The sequence below is a fragment of the Achromobacter sp. 413638 genome (assembly GCF_043119405.1).
Taxonomy (GTDB): domain Bacteria; phylum Pseudomonadota; class Gammaproteobacteria; order Burkholderiales; family Burkholderiaceae_B; genus Achromobacter.
Map to the genome: position 1 here is coordinate 58,672 of NZ_JBICCO010000011.1, position 17,396 is coordinate 76,067.

Sequence of the window (17,396 nt, forward strand, 5' to 3'; positions counted from 1 at the left end):
GTCAGGCCCGCGCCGCCTGCATGGGGCCGCCCCAGGGCTCGGCGTCGAGTTCGAAACGGATCTCCTGGTAGTCGCCGTCCACCGCCACGGTGCGCAGCAGGCCCGCGCCCAGCGCCTGTCCGAGCGCCCGCCTGCACAGCGTCTCGGGATCGTCGGCCAGCGACTGGAACACGCCGTCCGGTATGCGCAGGCGCAGCAGCGCCAGGGGGTCGCCGCCATCGGCCGGCCTGCCGATATGGATATGGGCGGGATAGCCGTGCGGGCACCAGATGCCCACGTGATACTTGCCTGCATCGCCCGTGTCGGCGACATAACCGGGATGATCGTATTTTGCAGTACCCATGCACCCTCCTTGTTCGCGGCCAAGCCGCAGGCTGAGACCATGGTAGCTCAGCACCGCCCCGCCGTGCGCCCGCAAGGTATCGGGGAAACTCCGGACCACGCTTGCGCTTGACCTGGCGCAAGCGGCGAGGCAGCTGGGGACCCGCGACGCGCGTGCTAGGATGGCCCGCTACCCGCGCGCCCTGCGCGGCGCGCGCCGCCATGCCGGCGCGCGCCCATGACACGACTGGAGTTCCGCCTGATGGTGAAGATCGCCGACATCGGCAATTTCGAGACCGTGCCGCCGTTCGTGGCGGCGCTGCTGGCGGGCGACGTCGCCGCGCTGGACAGCGCCCTGGCCGAAGGCTGCGATATCGAGACCGCCATCGTGCTGGGCCCGCACACCAGGGAACCCCCGCTCATGCTGGCGCTGGCCGCCCATGCCACCGCGTCCGTGCACTGGCTGGTCGAGCGCGGCGCCGACCTGAACCGCGCGGACGCGCCCGCGTTTCCGCTGGCCGCCCGCTACGGCACGCCGGACCTGATGCGGTATCTGGCGGCCCACGGCGCCGACATCCACGCCCGGCGCAAGGTCGGCGGCGACGCCTACCAGCAGGCGCTGTACGGAAAGAAGCTCAAGCACCTGCCGGTCATCGAGGCGCTCGGGCACACCGTGGCCATGCATGGCGGGGAAGCCTTCCGCTCGGCGGTATTCAATCGCAACCGGCAGGCGGTGGATTTCTTTCTCGCGCATGGCGTGGACATCAATTTCGGCGCCCGCGACCAGGTGTTCTCCGATAGCGCGACGCCCCTGCTGGTGGCCGCCCGCAATCGCGACCTGAACCTGTGCCGCCTGCTGGTGGAGCATGGCGCGGACGTATCGCTGAGCAATCGCGACGGCGACCGCCCCTATACCGTCGCGGTCGAGCAGGACGACACGGCGTTGGCGGCGTACTTCAAATCGCTGGAACCCCCGGAATTGCACAGCCTGGCCAACCGGCTGCATGAACTCAAGCCCTACAAGCTGCCGCCGGACCTGCTCGATTTCCTGCAAGGCGCGCAGCGACGCATCGAACTGCCGGACTGCGATTTCGGTTTCGTGGAGTTCTTCGCGCTAACGGACACGGTGCCGATGCAGGCCGGCCGCAAGAAGGTGCTGCGCCTGAGCCGCTCGTCCGGCGATTATTCCGACACCCTACTGGTCTGGAATCCCAAGACCCGGCGCATCGGCTACTGGGATATCGAACACGAGGAGTACGGCGATATCGCCACGTTCCAGGATTTCCTGGCGGAGCCGGCCCTGCACATGAATCGCGTCGCCGACGGCGAGTACTCGGAATGACGGCAACGCAAGCGGCTCATCCAGGCGATGAGCCTAAGCCGAGCGCCTGCGCGCGGGCATTGCTTGATCATCGCCCGGCGGCATGAGCCTGCGCGGACCGGTTCCGCCCGGAACGACGCGAAGGACAAGCCGGCCCTGGCCGGAACGCGGATAGCAAAAAGCCCCGACGCTTGCGCATTCGGGGCTTTTTATCGCGCGGCCGTCAAATGGCGACGCTGCTGAAACTGGTTGCGGGGGCAGGATTTGAACCTACGACCTTCGGGTTATGAGCCCGACGAGCTGCCAGACTGCTCCACCCCGCGTCTGATGTGTGAATCATACATCATTTTGAAATGTTGTGCAGCGCATCGACTCCGCCCCCCGGTTTTTTGACGCGCCGCGACGCCCGTCAGCAGCGCCAGCCCACCCCGCAGCAGATGCCCCAGACGGGCCATCCAGCCCGGCGGATTCAGGCATACCAGCTGGGCGGCGCCGATGGCGGTGATGCGCAACACGCCGCCGTGCCCCACGCCCTGCGCCTCGCCCGCATTCAGGCGCAGCGGCGGGCACGGCGCGCCGTTTTCGGCCAGGCGCGGCGCATCGATGAGCAGGCTGCCGCTCAGGCAGACGATGTTGGCGCCGGCCCGCAGCAGGAATGTCCGCGAGGCGCCGCCGGCCAGATCCAGGCACGTCGTGTGCGGCCCGGGCGGGGAATTGGGGTTCATGATCATCTCCTGTCGATGCTGACAGGCTACGCCGGCCCTGCTATGCGCAACAGCCACACATCCCGGCTTTCTGTACCGATGCAGAAGCTCGATTTCCTTGCTGTTATGGTGTACTTTGGCTGCATCTGTGCCTAGCCGCCATCCACACACGGGGAGCATGATCGGCGCATGGAATCGCAACCGCTCTATCTCCGCCTGGCCAATCACTACCGGCGCGCCATCCAGAACGGCGTGCTTGCGCCGGACCAGCGCATGCCCTCGGTCCGCACCCTGGTCCGCACCCACCATGTCAGCCTGTCCACGGCGCTGCAGGCCTGCCGCCTGCTGGAAGACGACGGCCTGATCGAGGCGCGGCCGCGTTCCGGCTATTTCGTGCTCAAGCCCCGGCGCAACGGCATACCGCCGGTGGCCGAGCCGGACATCCGGCAGGCGCTGGGCGCCGCCCAGTACGTGGGCATCCACGACCGCGTCTCTGACTTCATCGCCAAATGCGAGGCCCATCCTGTCAGCGCCAACTTCGCGCTGGCGGCGGCCGTGCCCGAGGCCTACCCCATGGAAGAGCTGAAGCAGGCGATGATCCGCGCCCTGCGGCAATCGCCACAGATGCTGGTCAGTCCGGTGCCGCCGCAGGGGCATCCCGAACTGCGCGCGGTGCTGGCCCGCCGCGCGCTGGCCAACGGCATCAACGCCAGCGCCGATGATGTCATCGTCACGCATGGCTGCATCGAGGCGCTGAACCTGGCGCTGCGGGCCGTGGCGCGGCCGGGTGACACGATCGCGGTGGAATCGCCCTGCTACTTCGGCCTGCTGCAGATCCTGGAAAGCCTGGGCATGCGCGCGCTGGAAATCCCCACCAGCCCGCAACACGGCCTGTCGATCGAGGCGCTGGACCTGGCCTTCCAGACCCACGGCAACATCCGCGCCGTGGTGGTCGTGCCGAACTTCCAGAATCCGCTGGGCTGCGTGATGCCGGACGCGGAAAAAGCCCGGCTGGTGGCGCTGTGCGAACGCCAGCAGGTGCCGCTGATCGAGGATGACACCTATGGCGCGCTGACCGACGATGACGCGCCGCTGCCCGCGGCCAAGTCCTGGGACCCTACCGGCAACGTGATCTATTGCGCGTCCCTGCACAAGACGCTGGCGCCGGGCATGCGGCTGGGCTGGCTGCTGGGCGGGCGCTGGAAGGCGCGCATCGCCATGCTGAAATTCGCGCAAAGCCGTCCCAACGAACCGCTGGCGCAGATCGCCGTGGCCGACTACCTGGGATCGCGCGCCTATGACCGGCACCTGATCCGGCTGCGGCGCGAACTGAAAACGCAACGTGACCGCAGCGCCGAACTCATCGCCTCCCACTTTCCGCCTGGCACGCGCCTGAGCATGCCTCGCGGCGGCATGCTGCTGTGGGTCGAGATGCCCGGCGGCCGTTCCGGCATGCGCGTGTTCGAAGAGGCATTGCGTCAGGGCATACGCGTAGCGCCGGGAGCGATGTTCTCCAACAGCGGCCGCTACGAACACTTCCTGCGCATCAGCTGTGGCCAGCGCCACACGCCCGAGATCGACCGCGCCCTGCTCACGCTGGCGCGCATCGTCGAAGCGGGGCGGGCGTGACGCGCGCCCCTGGGAGGCCCTCGCCATGAGCCCGGCGCTGCACGAGTTCATCGCCAACTACGGCCTGTGGGCGGTCCTGGGCGGCACGCTGCTCGAAGGCGAGAGCGTAGTGGTGTTCGCCGGATTCCTGGCGCACCAGCACCTGCTGCGCCTGCCGGGCGTGATGCTGTGCGCCTTCGCCGGCTCGCTGATCGCCGACCAGGCGCTGTTCTACCTGGGCCGGCGCTGGCGCGATCACAGGCTGGTGCTGCGGCTGCGCGCCAAGCCGGCCTTCACCAAGGCGCTGGCGGCGGTGGACCGGCATCCCGACGGCTTCATCCTCAGCCTGCGCTTCCTGTACGGGCTGCGCACGGTGGGGCCGATCGCGCTGGGCGTGTCGAACGTGCCGGCGCCGCGCTTCCTGGTGCTCAACGTGGTGGCGGCGGCCATCTGGGCCGTGTGCTTCAGCCTGCTGGGCTATCTGTTCGGACAGACCATCGAGTCGCTGCTGGGGCGGCTGCATGGCGTCGAAACCAAGCTCGCGGCCGCGCTGGCCGTGGCGGCGGTGGTGTGGCTGGTCCATCGCTGGCTGGCGAAACGCCGCCGCTGATGAAGCGGAAGGCGCCGTGCCTTGACCGTCCAGGGCGACTCAGGCGCGCCCCCTCACACCAGCAACCTGCCGCCGACCCGCAGCACATGGCGGCGGCGGGCCTTGCGATACCAGCCGCCGATCAACGGCAGCAGCGCCAGGCGGCGCAGGATGGGATGGCGCTGGTCGAAGTCATGCCAGGCCTTGAAGTCATGCCCCAGGCGCTCCCAGCTCTGGCGCGCCTCGGGAGAGAGTTTGCCGGGGTCGAACGCCGCCAGCTTTGCCGCTTCCGAGATCCTGGCGTAGGACGCCCGGCCCGGTGTTTCCAATCGATACTGATTCCGCATGGGGGCGCATATTACCCGGCTTGAGGCCCGCATGGCGGCTCCCTCTGGCGCCCGGCCGACGCCATTGTTGAGCAGTGCGGTCAAGCGCTTGTAATGAAAGGGTTTTTCCAGGCTGTACCCGCACTATCCCAAGGCTTGTCCACAAAAGATGTGGGTAACTATGCCGCGTGGCTGCGGCAGGGCCGGGCCAGGGACAGCGGCCGTGGATCCGGCGCGCCGCGCCATCACTTGAGCGCGGCCACGATCTGGTCGCGCACGCTCTCGAACCCGGCCACGTACTGCGGGTTCTCGGAACGGGCCAGCAGACTGGAATAGTTCTGCTCCAGCTGCGCCTCGATGGCCTCGCGCAGACCGGGCGAGGACTTGGCCAGATGCAGCATCGACAGCAGCGTCGCGTTCAAGGCGTCGATGCGTCCGCCCTGGTGGGAAATGGTGTGGACGATGACGGCGATTTGTTCCTGGATATCCATGGCGCTTGCTCCTGGCGGTATTGGGGTCGGCGCAAATCCTAGCACGGCGCCCGGCGCCGGCCGGCCCCCTGGGCAAGGCCGCGATGCCGCGCTAGCATGAACACGGCGCGGCCGGGCCCGCAGCGGCCGCAAGGCTAGTGTGCTGTCCCGTACGTCCGCATGACGAGTCATCCTGCGGGACGGCACACCAGGCATGGAGGCCCGCATGAAGACGATCCAGAACTATCTTCCCCCGGATGCCCAGGCGCTGCGGCGCCTGCAGGACAGGCTGGGCCATGGCGACGCGCAAATGGCCGAACTGGCCGGACTGGACGCGGCCGTCCCCTGGCGCAGCTACATCGGCGGCCCCGAGCCGCGCGCCCTGGGTCGCCAGCGGCTGTTCTACATGATGGCGCGCCAGGTGCTGGACGAAGCCCAATGGCGGCGCGTGCTGGCGGCGATGCGCGAGGCCGGCGCGCGCTTCGACTACGACGATCCCGCGCCCGCCAGCGCCCCGGCATCCGGCGATCCCGCGCCGCCCGAGGCCGCCGAGGAGCACAAGTTCGGCATGCTGCTGGTCAGCGGCGGCGGCGCCTTCCATGAAATGGAGCAGCTGCGCGAGTTCGCGCACTTCGTCCACGAGGCCGGCGTCAGCGGCCTGGTGCGCCGGGCCTACTACGACAGCGACATCGACCTGTGCCGCTTCACGCTGGCCGACGATCCCACGACCGGCGAAGCGGCGCGCGATCGCATCTTCGATGCCGCGCGCAAGACCATCACCCGCTTCGAATTCGGCGGTCGCATCTACCAGGGCGGCATTCCGCCGGAGTCGGATGGCTGAACCGGGCGGGCCGAGGCAGCGTCGCGCGCCTGGGCCCGCCCGGACGCGCCCGGACGATCGGGATCGCAGCCGCGCCAGGCGCATTGACGCGCGCTGGCCCGCCCTGTAAGTTCGTCACTCCGCCCGGCACCGGCCGGCCGCCAGCGACGTTTCCGCGCATGAACGAACGACTCGACGCCATAGACCGGCAACTGCTCAGCCTGCTGCAGGCCAACGCGCGCGAACCCGCCGCGATCCTCGCGCGCAAGCTCGGGCTGGCCCGCACCACCGTGGTGGCACGCATCGCGCGGCTGGAACGCGAGCATGTGGTCGCGGGATACGGCGTGCGGCTGGGCCGCCTGCTCGAAGAAGCCGCGGTGCGCGCCTACTGCTTCATCAGCGTGCTGCCCAAGACGCCCGCCGCCGTGATCCGCGAGCTGGAGCGCATGCCCGAGGTCGAGGAAGTATCCTCGGTCAGCGGACCCTACGACTACCTGATCTTCCTGCGCTGCGAAACGCATGAGCAGCTCGACGCGCTGCTGGACCGCATCGGCCTGATCGACGGCGTCAAGCAGACGCAGACGTCCATCGTGCTGAGTCGCAAGGTCGACCGCCGCAGCGCCGTGGCCGCGCCCTGAGGCCGTCAACGCGGTCATTGGCCGCGCCGGACCCCGCGCGGCGCGACCCGCGCCGTGTTGTAATCTGGCAAACATTCCCAACCGGACATTTCATCCCCATGCTCGCACGCCTCGCCCCCGCCGCCGCCCTGCTCGTCCTGCTGTCCGCCTGCGCGGGCATGAGCGAAGTGACGCAGGTCGACAAGCACACCTACAGCGTCACCAACAGCGCGGGCGCGCGCTGGCTGACCTGGGTCGAGCTGAAGAACCAGACCCTGCAGCGCGCCGATGAATACTGCCAGTCGATCAACAGCAAGCTGGTCAAGCCCAAGATTACATCCAACAGCGCCACCGGCCTGACGCCCAAACGCGCGACCGTGACCTTCGAATGCGCCGCCGTCGAGCCCAAGGACAACGGCAACGGGAAGACGCAGCAGTAAGCCGCCGGCGCTCCCGGGTGTAGCATTTGCCCAAGCAAGCCTTTCCCTACGCATATCGTGAACACCAAGCTGCCCGTGGGCATCACCATGGGCGATGCCGCCGGCATCGGCCCTGAAATCGTCGTCCAAGCCTGTGCGCAGGGCCTGCGCGCGCCGCATGTGGTGTACGGCGACGCCGGCGCGCTGCGCCGCGCGGCCGCCGCGCTGGGCGCGCGCCTGGACGTGGTCGAGATCGCCACGCCCGCCCAGGCCAGCCTGCGCGCCGGCCTGATCGAGGTCATCGGCCGCGGTCCCGCCCTGCCCGCCGACCTGCCGCCGGGGCAACTCAGCGCCCTGGCCGGACGCGGCGCCTACGACTACGTCTGCGCCGCCATCGACGACGCCCAGGCGGGCGCCATCCGCGCCATCGTCACCGCGCCGCTGAACAAGCATTCCATGCACCTGGCCGGCATCGACTATCCCGGCCATACCGAGATCCTGGCCGAACGCTCCGGCACGACGGACTTCGCCATGATGCTCGCCAATGACGAGCTGCGCGTGCTGCTGGTGACCATCCACGTGGCGCTGGCCGACGTCATCGCGCGCATCACGCCGCAGGCCGAGCTGAGCGCGCTGCGCCTGGCCGACCGGGCCTGTCGCCAGATGGGCATCGCGCGGCCGCGCGTGGCGGTCGCGGGCCTGAATCCGCACGCCGGCGAAGGCGGCAAGTTCGGCCGCGAGGAAATCGAGGTCATCGAGCCGGCCATCGCCCAGGCCCGCGCCGAGGGCATCAACGCCAGCGGCCCCTGGCCGGGCGACACCATCTTCATGCGCGCACGGCGCGGCGAATTCGACATCGTGGTGGCGCAATACCACGACCAGGGCCTGATCCCCGTGAAGTACCTGGGCCTGGACCATGGCGTCAACGTCACGGTGGGTCTGCCCTTCGTGCGCACCAGCGTGGACCATGGCACGGCATTCGACATCGCCGGCAAGGGCGTGGCCGACCACGCCTCGCTGGTCGCCGCCTTCGACCTGGCGCTGGCGATGACGCCATAGCGGCGCGCCTCGCCCCGTGGACACCGGCGGGGTCGGCGCCGGCGACACCCCGCCTTGCGGGACTACAATACGGACCTCGCGGCGGCCCCTGTGGCCGCCGGCCTTTTTCCCCCGTCACGTCCCCATGCAACGCCTCGCACGCCTCCTGCCCGACCGCTTCACCCTCTACCTGATCTGCACCGTCATCATCGCCAGCATCGTGCCCGCGCACGGCAAGGGCGTGGCCGTGTTCGGCTGGATCACCAATATCGCGGTCGGCCTGCTGTTCTTCCTGCATGGCGCGCGCCTGTCGCGCGAGGCCGTCATCGCCGGGCTGACGCACTGGAAGCTGCACCTGACCATCTTCTCGGCCACGTTCCTGATGTTTCCGCTGCTGGGCCTGGCGCTCAAGCCGGTGTTGGAGCCGCTGGTCACGCCCGAGCTGTACCTGGGCATCCTGTTCCTGTGCTGCCTGCCCGCCACGGTGCAATCGGCGATCGCGTTCACATCCATGGCGCGCGGCAACGTGCCGGCGGCCGTGTGCAGCGCGTCGGCATCGAGCCTGCTCGGCATCTTCCTCACGCCGCTGCTGGTGGGCACGGTGGTGGCCAACGCCGGCAGCGCGCCGATCTCGTTCGACGCCGTGCTCAAGATCATGCTGCAACTGCTGCTGCCCTTCGTGCTGGGCCAGTTCGCGCGCCGCTGGATCGGCGCCTGGGTGCACCGGCGCAAGGCCATGCTGAAGTTCGTGGACCAGGGCTCGATCCTGCTGGTGGTGTACACCGCCTTCTCCGAAGCCATCAACGAAGGCCTGTGGAGCAGCACGCCGCTGCCGGCGCTGGCCGGGCTGGTGGCGGCCTGCGCGCTGATCCTGGCGCTGGCGCTGGGCCTGTCGGCGCTGGCCGGCAAGGCGCTGGGCTTCAACATCGAAGACCGCATCACCCTGCTCTTCTGCGGCTCCAAGAAAAGCCTGGCCAGCGGCATCCCGATGGCCCAGGTGCTGTTCGCGGGCCATGCGGTGGGCGCCATCGTGCTGCCGCTGATGCTGTTCCACCAGATCCAGCTGATGGTCTGCGGCGTGCTGGCCGCGCGCTACGGCAAGCGGCCTGACACCCCGGCCTGACCGGCGCGCGGTCCCTGGAATGAAAAAACCACGCCGCGGCGTGGTTTTTCGTTTCGACGCGCTGGATCTGACGCGAGGCGTTCAGTACATGTCCTTCGGCTGCGCGCCGGAGAAGTTCAGGAAGCGCGTGCTGGAGCCCTGGAAGGTCAGGCGCACGGTGCCGATGGGACCGTTACGCTGCTTGCCGATGATGATCTCGGCCGTGCCCTTGTCCGGCGAATCGGGGTTGTAGACCTCGTCGCGGTAGATGAACAGGATCACGTCGGCGTCCTGTTCGATGGCGCCCGATTCGCGCAGATCGCTCATCACGGGGCGCTTGTTGGGGCGTTGTTCCAGGCTGCGGTTCAGCTGCGACAGCGCGATCAGCGGGCAGTTCAGCTCCTTGGCCAGGCCCTTGAGCGAACGGCTGATTTCCGACACTTCGGTGGCCCGGTTCTCGCCCGAACCGTTGCCCGACATCAGCTGCAGGTAGTCGATGATGATCAGGCCGAGCTGGCCGCACTGGCGCGCCAGGCGCCGCGCGCGGGCGCGCACTTCCATGGGGCTGAGCGCGGGCGATTCGTCGATGTAGACCTGCGCGTCCTGCATCAGCTGCACCGCGTGGGTCACGCGCGGCCAGTCCTCGGCGATCAGCTTGCCGGTACGCATGCGGTGCTGGTCCAGCAGGCCGACCGAACCCAGCATACGCATGGCCAGCTGCACCGCGCCCATTTCCATGGAGAACACCGCCACGGGCAGGCCCTGCTCGATGGCGACGTGCTCGCCGATGTTCATCGAGAACGAGGTCTTGCCCATCGAGGGACGGCCCGCGACGATGATCAGGTCGCCGCCCTGCATGCCGGACGTCATCTTGTCCAGATCGGTGAAGCCCGTGGGCACGCCGGTCACGTCGGAACTGCCTTCGCGGTGATAGAGCTCGTCGATGCGCTCGACCACCTGCGTCAGCAGCGGCTGGATTTCCTGGAAGCCGGCCGCGCCGCGCGCCCCTTCCTGCGCGATCTGGAAGACCTTGGATTCGGCTTCGTCCAGCAGCTGGCGCGCTTCCTTGCCCTGCGGGTTCATGGCCGCCGACGAGATCTCGTCGGCGATCGACACCAGCTTGCGCAGCATGGCGCGCTCGCGCACGATCTCACCGTAGCGGCGGATGTTCGCGGCCGACGGCGTGTTGTGCGCCAGGGCGTTCAGGTAGGCCAGCCCGCCCGCGTCCTCGGCCTTGCCGGCGCTGACCAGCGACTCGTTCACCGTGATCACGTCGGCCGGACGGGCCAGGCCGATCAGGCGCGCGATGTGATGCCAGATGAGACGGTGGTCGTGGCGGTAGAAGTCTTCCTCGATCAGGACGTCGGCGATGCGGTCCCAGGCGCTGTTGTCCAGCAACAGGCCGCCCAGCACCGACTGCTCCGCCTCGATGGAATGGGGGGGAACGCGCAGGTATTCGAGCTGGGAATCGGCAGGATTGGTCATGGCTTCAAAAGTAAAGGCTGCAAGATATCCGCGACGCGGAAAAAGCCCTGCACGTCGCGCGACGGCAGCCGGCCCAGCAGCGGGCGCAGCGGCGCGGCGATGACGCGCAACACGCGCGCCAGCCGCCTCAGGCATTTTTTGACTTCGGCGTCGGGGTGATGCTCGAAATAGACGTCCAGCGCCAGTTTACCGAGCGAGCGGCCCACGTCATCGGGCAGCGTGCGCAGCGACGTGATCGAGGCCAGCATCTGGAACAGATCATAAGCCTGGGTCAGCGGACGCGACAGGGCCGAACCGATGTTCTCTTCGAAGTCGATGCGCCACAGCTCGCCTTCGCGCAGCGTAATGTTGCGGATCTGCGCGCCGCCGTGCCACAGCCCGCGCGCGTGAAAGGCCGCCAGATCCGCCGCGGCGGCGCGAGCCAGCCACAGGCGCGTGGTGGAATCCTCGTTGCGGATCAGGTCCGCCAGGTCTTCACCCACGTATTCCAGCACCAGCAGGCCCCGCTCCCGCCACCAGACTTCCGGCACGCGGCAGCCGGCCTGCAACAGCGCCGACAGCCGTTCGGCCTCGTGCTCCAGGCCGTTCCGAAGCACCACGCCGGGGCGGGGAAACTCGCCCAGGAACAGCTTGCAGCCCAGGCCCAGGAACAGGGCGCGCGCGTAGCGCAGCGCATATGACAGGCCGCCGCCCAGGCTGGGCCGACGCCGCTTGATGACACAGCGCACGCCATCTATGGTCACTTCCCGCACCGAGGGCTCGCGCGACGCGTCCACGCTGTCTAGCCAGGCGCGCAGGCCGGGCGGCGCGTTGTGGTGAACGGGCGGCTGTGTCAATGGATCCTCGAGATGGAACGGCGGGCGGGAACGCCGGAATGCGCGCGGTCTGCGGCCAAAGCCCGACAGGCTACACGCTTTGATGCAAATGCAAAAAGAAAAAAAGCCGGCGCGCGGGCCGGCTTTTTTTTCAGCGAAGCCGTCCTGGAATCAGGACAGGTCGCCCTCGACCAGAACGGTCACGTCGGACACGACGTCGGCGTGCAGAGCGACCTGGATCGGGTACTCGCCGATGGCCTTCAGGTGGCCGTTGGGCAGGCGAACCTGGGCCTTTTCGACCGCGAAGTCAGCCTTCTTCAGACCTTCGGCGATGTCGCCGTTGGTCACGGAACCGAACAGGCGGCCGTCGACGCCAGCCTTCTGGACGATCTTCAGCTGGTAGCCGTTCAGGCGCTCGCCCAGGGCTTGGGCAGCGGCCAGCTTCTCGGCTTGCAGCTTTTCCAGTTCAGCGCGGCGGGCTTCGAATTCCTTCAGGGCGGCGTCGGTGGCACGACGGGCCTTCTTCTGGGGGATCAGGAAGTTGCGGGCATAGCCGTCGCGCACGCGCACGACTTCGCCCAGGTTACCCAGGTTGACGACTTTTTCGAGCAGAATGACTTGCATTTTCAGTGCCCCGGATTAGTTGTGGTTGTCGGTGTAAGGCAACAGAGCCAGGAAGCGCGCGCGCTTGATGGCGGTGTCCAGCTGACGCTGGTAGATAGCCTTGGTGCCGGTCAGACGAGCCGGGATGATCTTGCCGTTTTCTTGCACGAAGTCGCGCAGGGTGTCCAGATCCTTGTAATCGATCTCTTCGACGCCGGCGGCGGTGAAGCGGCAGAACTTGCGACGCTTGAACAGCGGGTTCTGCTGCGTGAACTTGCGTTTTTCCTTGCGTTTTCCGAAGAAAGCCATGATGTGTACCTCTATGTTTGAGGGGCCTGGCCATGCCGTCGGCCCCATAACCTATCCGTTTGTCAGAAGGCGCTATGCGCCCCGTTCCTGTCCCGTCATGCCACCAGCGGATCGTGCCCTGCACTGCCGCCGGTCTTGCGCGCCTGCTGCAAATGCAGCTTGACCTTCACCGAATCCTTGCGGGTCGGGGCCAGAAAGCCCACTACCTGCAGTTCGGTGCCCAGCGCGATGCCCTTGAGCATCAGTGCCAGGTCGCCCAGCGCAACGGCCTGAAGCGTGAGTTCGACGCGGCGCGGAAGGCCAGCCTCGATCACTTCGGACTCGTGCGCCAGCAGCAATTCCAGCGCGGGCAATCCAGCGGGAGTGTGGCGCAAAGGCTCGCATTCGAGAACGCGGGCGCTGAGTTCCAGTCTATTCATCCTGCCGGTGCCAGTCGGACTTGCGCGGGTGCGGTCGCGCTAGCCCTGCTTACTCAGCCTGGGCGGCAGCGGCTTCAGCCGACGCCTTGCGGGCTTCCTCGCGCTCGACCGACTTCATCATGATCGAGGGGGTGGTCTGGGCCTTCTTGGTCTTGATGACCAGGTGGCGCAGCACGGCGTCGTTGTAGCGGAACGAGTGCTCCAGCTCATCCAGCGTGGCTTGGCCGCACTCGATGTTCAGGCAGACGTAGTGAGCCTTGACGAGCTTCTGGATCGGGTAGGCCAGTTGACGGCGGCCCCAGTCTTCCAGGCGATGGATCGAGCCGCCTTGGCCCGTGACCAGCGCTTGGTAACGCTCGACCATGGCGGGCACTTGCTCGCTTTGGTCGGGGTGAACGATAAACACCACTTCGTAGTGACGCATGAGTAAAACTCCTTGAGGATGTCCTGCTCGCCCGGCTTCGCCATTCAGCGCGCTTTTCAACGCGCTTGAAAGTGAAACGCCAAGCTTGCAAGGGGCAGCCCGCTGCTCAAAAACATGAGCGGTCGAGCAAGAAAGCTCTCGATTATCGCCTATTGGCCTGTCAGACGCAAGCCAGACCGGCTCAAGAAATAAGGGACGCGCCAGATCCGCCCGATTCCCCGCCCTCGCGCGGCATTTCGGCAACAGGGGCGGCCGAAATGTCCTCGGGGCGGTTCACCACGCTGACCATCACATAGCTGATGATCATCAGCAGGAACCAGGAGCCCAGCTTGGCGATGGACACCATTTCCCAGCCGCCGGACTGGTTGGGATAGCGCCAGGCGTTGGCGAAGGTGCCGATGTTCTCGGCGAACCAGATGAACAAGGCCACCAGCACGAAGCCCAGCAGCAGCGGCATGCGGCGGTACTCGCGCCAGATGCGGAAATAGACCCAGGCGCGGCCGAACAGGAGCGCCGTCATCGCGAACAGCAGCAGGCGGAAGTCGGCGATGAAATGGTGCGCGAAGAAATTCGCGTAGATCAGCGCCGACAGTGCCAGCGTGGCCGCCAGCGGCGGGTGGGCGCGGAAGCGGAAATCGAAGAGCCGCCAGACCCGCGCCAGGTAGCTGCCCACCGCCGCGTACATGAAGCCGGTGAACAGCGGCACGCCGCCGATGCGCAGCAGATTGGCCTCGGGATAGATCCAGGAGCCGGCCGAGGTCTTGAAGATCTCCATGACGGTGCCGACCGCATGGAACATCAGGATCACCTTGGCCTCGGCCCAGGTCTCCATGCGCAGCAGCAACAGCGCGGCCTGGATGCCCAGCGCGGCCAGCGTCAGGAAGTCGTAACGCGCCAGCAGCGCGTCCTTGGGATACCACCAGTGCGTGCCCAGCAGCAGCGCGCACATCAGGCCGCCGAACAGGCAGGCCCAGGCCTGCTTCGCGCCGAAGCGCAAGAATTCGTAGAGCGCGACGCCAAAACGGCCGCGGCCGGCCAGTTTCCCGGCCAGCCGCGCTTCCCATTGCTGCAATCCTGCGATGAGCGGCCAGTCGGAGGCCGCCGGATGCGTCATGGAGGAATCAGCCTTCGACCACGGCGTAGGCCGAGTGGTTGTGGATGGATTCGAAGTTCTCGGCCTCGACGCGGTAGCGGGCGATGCCGGGGTGCGCGTTCAGGCGGGCGGCCACGTCGCGCACCAGGTCCTCGACGAACTTGGGATTGTCGTAGGCGCGTTCGGTGACGTACTTCTCGTCCGGGCGCTTGAGCAGGCCCCACAGCTCGCAGGAGCCTTCATCCTCGATCAGGCGGATGACGCCGTCCATGCTGATGTCCGAACCCAGGATGGCCGAGACCGTGACGTGCGAGCGCTGGTTGTGCGCGCCGTACTCGGAGATGGCCTTCGAGCAGGGACAGAGGCTGGTGACCGGCACCTGCACGATCAGTTCGAATTCAACGCTGTCGCCCTGGGCGCGCGCGATCCACTGCACTTCGTAGTCCAGCAGGCTTTGCACGCCCGAGATGGGGGCGGACTTGTTGATGAAGTACGGGAAGGCCGCGGTGATGTCGCCGCGTTCGGCGTGCAGCAGCGGCAGCATGTCGGCCGCCATCTGGCGGAACAGCTTGGGCGTCATGGGCGTGCTGCGATACTTTTCCAGCAGGGCCACGAAGCGCGACATGTGGGTGCCCTTCTCCTCGGGCGGCAGGGCGACCGTGAGGGTCCAGTTGGCCACGGTGCCCTGGGGCGAACCGTCGGCGCTTTCGACCAGCATGGGATGGCGCACGCCGCGGATGCCGACGCGCTGGATCGGGATGTGACGCGTGTCCGTGGAACTCTGGACATCGGGCATCACGATGGCGGGATCAATCGGAGAATTCATTTCGGCTTACCTGTCTGGGAGGCGGGGCGGCGCTGCCGTGCCCGGCCCAGGAGTCTTTTGGAAGGGAGCCATTATCGCCCATACACCGGCAAGCGCCCGGGAAAACCCTTCTCTTTATAGGTTGGCGGGGCCGGAACAGACTGTTCCAGCCGACCGCACAACCTTGCCGGCCTCAGCCCAGCAGGCTGGAAAACCGGGTACGGATCGACTGCTCGATGCCGGAAGCGTCCAGGCCCACGCCGGCCAGCAGGGCGGATTGTTCGCCGTGGTCGATGAACTCGTCGGGCAGGCCCAGCTGCAACACCGGGATCTGCACGCCCGCCGCGCTCAGCACTTCCAGCACGGCGCTGCCGGCGCCGCCCATGATGCAGGCCTCTTCCAGCGTGACCAGGGCGTCGTGGCGGCTGGCCAGGTCCAGGATCAGTTCGCGGTCGATCGGCTTGACGAAGCGCATGTCGGCCACCGTGGCATCCAGCGCCTCGGCCGCGGCCTGCCCGGCCGGCAGCAGCGTGCCGAAGCCCAGGATGGCGATCTTGCGGCCCTCGCGGCGCACCACGCCGCGGCCCAGCTCGACCGTCTCCAGGCTGGGCGCCTCGGCCGCGCCACGGCCGGCGCCGCGCGGGTAGCGCACCGAGGCCGGGCCGGGATGCTGATAACAGGTGGACAGCAGCAACCGCGCCTCGGCCTCGTCGGACGGCGTGGCCACCACCATGTTGGGAATGCAGCGCAGGAAGGCGATGTCGTAGTTGCCCGCGTGCGTGGCGCCGTCCGCGCCCACCAGGCCGGCGCGGTCCAGCGCGAAGGTGACGTCCAGGTTCTGCAGCGCCACGTCGTGGATCAGCTGGTCGTAGCCGCGCTGCAGGAAGGTGGAATAGATGGCGACCACCGGCTTCTGTCCCTCGCAGGCGATGCCGGCGGCGAAGGTCACGGCGTGCTGCTCGGCGATGCCCACGTCGAAGTAGCGCTGCGGGAAACGCTGCTCGAACTCGACCAGGCCGCTGCCCTCGCGCATGGCGGGCGTGATCGCGACCAGGCGCGAATCTGCCTCGGCCGTGTCGCACAGCCACTGGCCGAAGACCTGGGTGAAGCTGCGCTTGCCCGGACCCTTGGCCTGCTGGATGCCGACGGCCGGATCGAACTTGCCGGGACCGTGGTACAGCACGGGATCGGCCTCGGCCAGCTTGTAGCCCTGTCCTTTCTTGGTGACGACGTGCAGGAACTGCAGGCCTTGCAGCGCCTTCAGGTTCTGCAGCGTGGGCACCAGCGCGTCCAGGTCGTGGCCGTCGATCGGGCCCACGTAGTTGAAGCCGAATTCCTCGAACAGCGTGGCCGGCGTGACCATGCCCTTGGCGTGTTCCTCGAAGCGGCGCGCCAGCTCCAGCACCGGCGGCACGTGCTGCAGCACGGCGCGGCCGACGTTCTTGGCCGCGGCGTAGAAGCGGCCCGACATCAGCCGCGCGAAATAGCGGTTCAACGCCCCCACCGGCGGCGAGATCGACATGTCGTTGTCGTTCAGGATCACCAGCAGGTTGATATTGGGCGTGACGCCGGCGTTGTTCATGGCCTCGAACGCCATGCCGGCGGACATCGCGCCGTCGCCGATCACGGCGATGTGCTGGCGCTGCACGCCGGCGTTGCGCGAGGCCACCGCCATGCCCAGGGCGGCCGAGATCGAGGTGGACGAGTGCGCGGTGCCGAAGGCGTCGTATTCCGATTCGCTGCGCTTGGGAAAGCCGGAGATGCCGCCCAGCTGGCGCAGCTTGGCCATGCCGGCGCGGCGGCCGGTCAGGATCTTGTGCGGATAGGACTGATGGCCCACGTCCCAGACGATGCGGTCATGCGGCGTGTCGAATACCTGATGCAGGGCCAGCGTCAGTTCCACCGTGCCCAGGTTGGACGACAGGTGCCCGCCGGTCTTGGAGACCGATTCCAGCACGAATCCGCGCAGCTCCTCGGCCAGCCGTTTCAGCTCGCGGCGGTCCAGGCGCCTGAGGTCGGCCGGGGATTGGATGCTGTCCAGAAGTTCTGTCGTCATGCCTGTCGTCATGCTGTTGTTGCGGTTCGTTGCCCCGGCCTGCAGCCAGGCC

Annotated in this window: 21 protein-coding genes and 1 tRNA gene; 9 read left to right on the top strand and 13 right to left on the bottom strand. The window is 67.6% G+C overall.

The window, feature by feature from the left end:
• Window position 1: 1 nt before the first annotated feature.
• Window positions 2–343: a hypothetical protein gene (locus ACEU5R_RS06960; protein WP_103273448.1), complete on the bottom strand. Its 342-nt coding sequence runs from the start codon at window positions 341–343 to the stop codon at window positions 2–4.
• 216 nt (window positions 344–559) lie between these two features.
• Between ACEU5R_RS06960 and ACEU5R_RS06965 the strand changes: the two genes are divergently transcribed.
• Window positions 560–1,663: an ankyrin repeat domain-containing protein gene (locus tag ACEU5R_RS06965; RefSeq protein WP_392409604.1), complete on the top strand. Its 1,104-nt coding sequence runs from the start codon at window positions 560–562 to the stop codon at window positions 1,661–1,663.
• Between the two features lie 225 nt (window positions 1,664–1,888).
• Here the strand turns inward: ACEU5R_RS06965 and ACEU5R_RS06970 are convergent.
• Window positions 1,889–1,965 (bottom strand) — tRNA-Met (locus ACEU5R_RS06970).
• Between the two features lie 114 nt (window positions 1,966–2,079).
• On the opposite strand from ACEU5R_RS06970, the gene ACEU5R_RS06975 reads away from it, so the two are divergent.
• The 3 genes from ACEU5R_RS06975 to ACEU5R_RS06985 are packed head-to-tail and all read left to right on the top strand — an operon-like array spanning window position 2,080 to window position 4,564.
• Window positions 2,080–2,502: a hypothetical protein gene (locus tag ACEU5R_RS06975; RefSeq protein WP_392409605.1), complete on the top strand. Its 423-nt coding sequence runs from the start codon at window positions 2,080–2,082 to the stop codon at window positions 2,500–2,502.
• Window positions 2,503–2,535: 33 nt separating this feature from the next.
• Window positions 2,536–3,975, top strand: a complete 1,440-nt coding sequence (locus ACEU5R_RS06980) for a PLP-dependent aminotransferase family protein (protein ID WP_103273445.1) — start codon at window positions 2,536–2,538, stop codon at window positions 3,973–3,975.
• A gap of 25 nt (window positions 3,976–4,000) precedes the next feature.
• A complete protein-coding gene (locus tag ACEU5R_RS06985; RefSeq protein ID WP_392409607.1) occupies window positions 4,001–4,564 on the top strand; it encodes a DedA family protein in 564 nt (187 codons plus the stop codon).
• Between the two features lie 53 nt (window positions 4,565–4,617).
• Here the strand turns inward: ACEU5R_RS06985 and ACEU5R_RS06990 are convergent, their stop codons facing one another.
• Both ACEU5R_RS06990 and ACEU5R_RS06995 read right to left on the bottom strand, forming a co-directional pair.
• Window positions 4,618–4,890 (bottom strand): hypothetical protein, encoded by a 273-nt coding sequence (locus tag ACEU5R_RS06990; protein WP_103273443.1) that lies wholly within the window; start codon window positions 4,888–4,890, stop codon window positions 4,618–4,620.
• A gap of 224 nt (window positions 4,891–5,114) precedes the next feature.
• On the bottom strand, window positions 5,115–5,360 hold the full coding sequence (locus ACEU5R_RS06995) for a hypothetical protein (protein WP_103273442.1): 246 nt from the start codon (window positions 5,358–5,360) through the stop codon (window positions 5,115–5,117).
• Between the two features lie 205 nt (window positions 5,361–5,565).
• On the opposite strand from ACEU5R_RS06995, the gene ACEU5R_RS07000 reads away from it, so the two are divergent.
• From ACEU5R_RS07000 to ACEU5R_RS07020, 5 genes are all read left to right on the top strand, one after another.
• Entirely contained in the window at window positions 5,566–6,180 is a 615-nt protein-coding gene (locus tag ACEU5R_RS07000) for a hypothetical protein (RefSeq protein ID WP_392409608.1), read from the top strand.
• Between the two features lie 158 nt (window positions 6,181–6,338).
• Window positions 6,339–6,797, top strand: coding sequence for an Lrp/AsnC family transcriptional regulator (locus tag ACEU5R_RS07005; protein ID WP_103273441.1), 459 nt, complete (start codon window positions 6,339–6,341; stop codon window positions 6,795–6,797).
• A 98-nt stretch (window positions 6,798–6,895) separates the two neighbouring features.
• The gene (locus tag ACEU5R_RS07010) at window positions 6,896–7,216 is read left to right on the top strand and encodes a hypothetical protein (RefSeq protein ID WP_392409609.1); all 321 of its coding nucleotides are present in this window, start codon (window positions 6,896–6,898) and stop codon (window positions 7,214–7,216) included.
• Window positions 7,217–7,273: 57 nt separating this feature from the next.
• Entirely contained in the window at window positions 7,274–8,254 is a 981-nt protein-coding gene (gene pdxA / locus ACEU5R_RS07015; RefSeq protein ID WP_392409610.1) for a 4-hydroxythreonine-4-phosphate dehydrogenase PdxA, read from the top strand.
• A gap of 124 nt (window positions 8,255–8,378) precedes the next feature.
• Complete coding sequence (locus tag ACEU5R_RS07020) at window positions 8,379–9,356, top strand: bile acid:sodium symporter family protein (RefSeq protein ID WP_392409611.1); 978 nt, start codon at window positions 8,379–8,381, stop codon at window positions 9,354–9,356.
• Between the two features lie 81 nt (window positions 9,357–9,437).
• Here the strand turns inward: ACEU5R_RS07020 and ACEU5R_RS07025 are convergent, their stop codons facing one another.
• From ACEU5R_RS07025 to dxs, 9 genes are all read right to left on the bottom strand, one after another.
• Window positions 9,438–10,820, bottom strand: coding sequence for a replicative DNA helicase (locus tag ACEU5R_RS07025; RefSeq protein WP_103273437.1), 1,383 nt, complete (start codon window positions 10,818–10,820; stop codon window positions 9,438–9,440).
• Window positions 10,817–11,656, bottom strand: a complete 840-nt coding sequence (locus tag ACEU5R_RS07030; RefSeq protein WP_103273436.1) for an RIO1 family regulatory kinase/ATPase — start codon at window positions 11,654–11,656, stop codon at window positions 10,817–10,819. The genes ACEU5R_RS07025 and ACEU5R_RS07030 overlap by 4 nt, the downstream gene beginning before the upstream one ends.
• A 150-nt stretch (window positions 11,657–11,806) precedes the next feature.
• Entirely contained in the window at window positions 11,807–12,259 is a 453-nt protein-coding gene (gene rplI / locus ACEU5R_RS07035) for a 50S ribosomal protein L9 (protein WP_103273435.1), read from the bottom strand.
• Window positions 12,260–12,274: 15 nt separating this feature from the next.
• Window positions 12,275–12,547: a 30S ribosomal protein S18 gene (gene rpsR / locus ACEU5R_RS07040; protein WP_006218308.1), complete on the bottom strand. Its 273-nt coding sequence runs from the start codon at window positions 12,545–12,547 to the stop codon at window positions 12,275–12,277.
• Window positions 12,548–12,642: 95 nt separating this feature from the next.
• Window positions 12,643–12,966 (bottom strand): primosomal replication protein N, encoded by a 324-nt coding sequence (gene priB, locus ACEU5R_RS07045; RefSeq protein WP_103273434.1) that lies wholly within the window; start codon window positions 12,964–12,966, stop codon window positions 12,643–12,645.
• A gap of 49 nt (window positions 12,967–13,015) precedes the next feature.
• Entirely contained in the window at window positions 13,016–13,390 is a 375-nt protein-coding gene (rpsF, locus tag ACEU5R_RS07050) for a 30S ribosomal protein S6 (protein ID WP_063952835.1), read from the bottom strand.
• Window positions 13,391–13,571: 181 nt separating this feature from the next.
• Window positions 13,572–14,504 carry a DUF817 domain-containing protein gene (locus tag ACEU5R_RS07055; protein WP_392409617.1) on the bottom strand — a complete coding sequence of 311 codons (933 nt, stop codon included), beginning with the start codon at window positions 14,502–14,504 and terminating at the stop codon, window positions 13,572–13,574.
• Window positions 14,505–14,511: 7 nt separating this feature from the next.
• Window positions 14,512–15,309, bottom strand: coding sequence for a GTP cyclohydrolase FolE2 (gene folE2 / locus ACEU5R_RS07060; RefSeq protein ID WP_103273432.1), 798 nt, complete (start codon window positions 15,307–15,309; stop codon window positions 14,512–14,514).
• 172 nt (window positions 15,310–15,481) lie between these two features.
• Window positions 15,482–17,344, bottom strand: a complete 1,863-nt coding sequence (gene dxs, locus ACEU5R_RS07065) for a 1-deoxy-D-xylulose-5-phosphate synthase (protein WP_392409619.1) — start codon at window positions 17,342–17,344, stop codon at window positions 15,482–15,484.
• Between the last annotated feature and the right edge of the window lie 52 nt (window positions 17,345–17,396).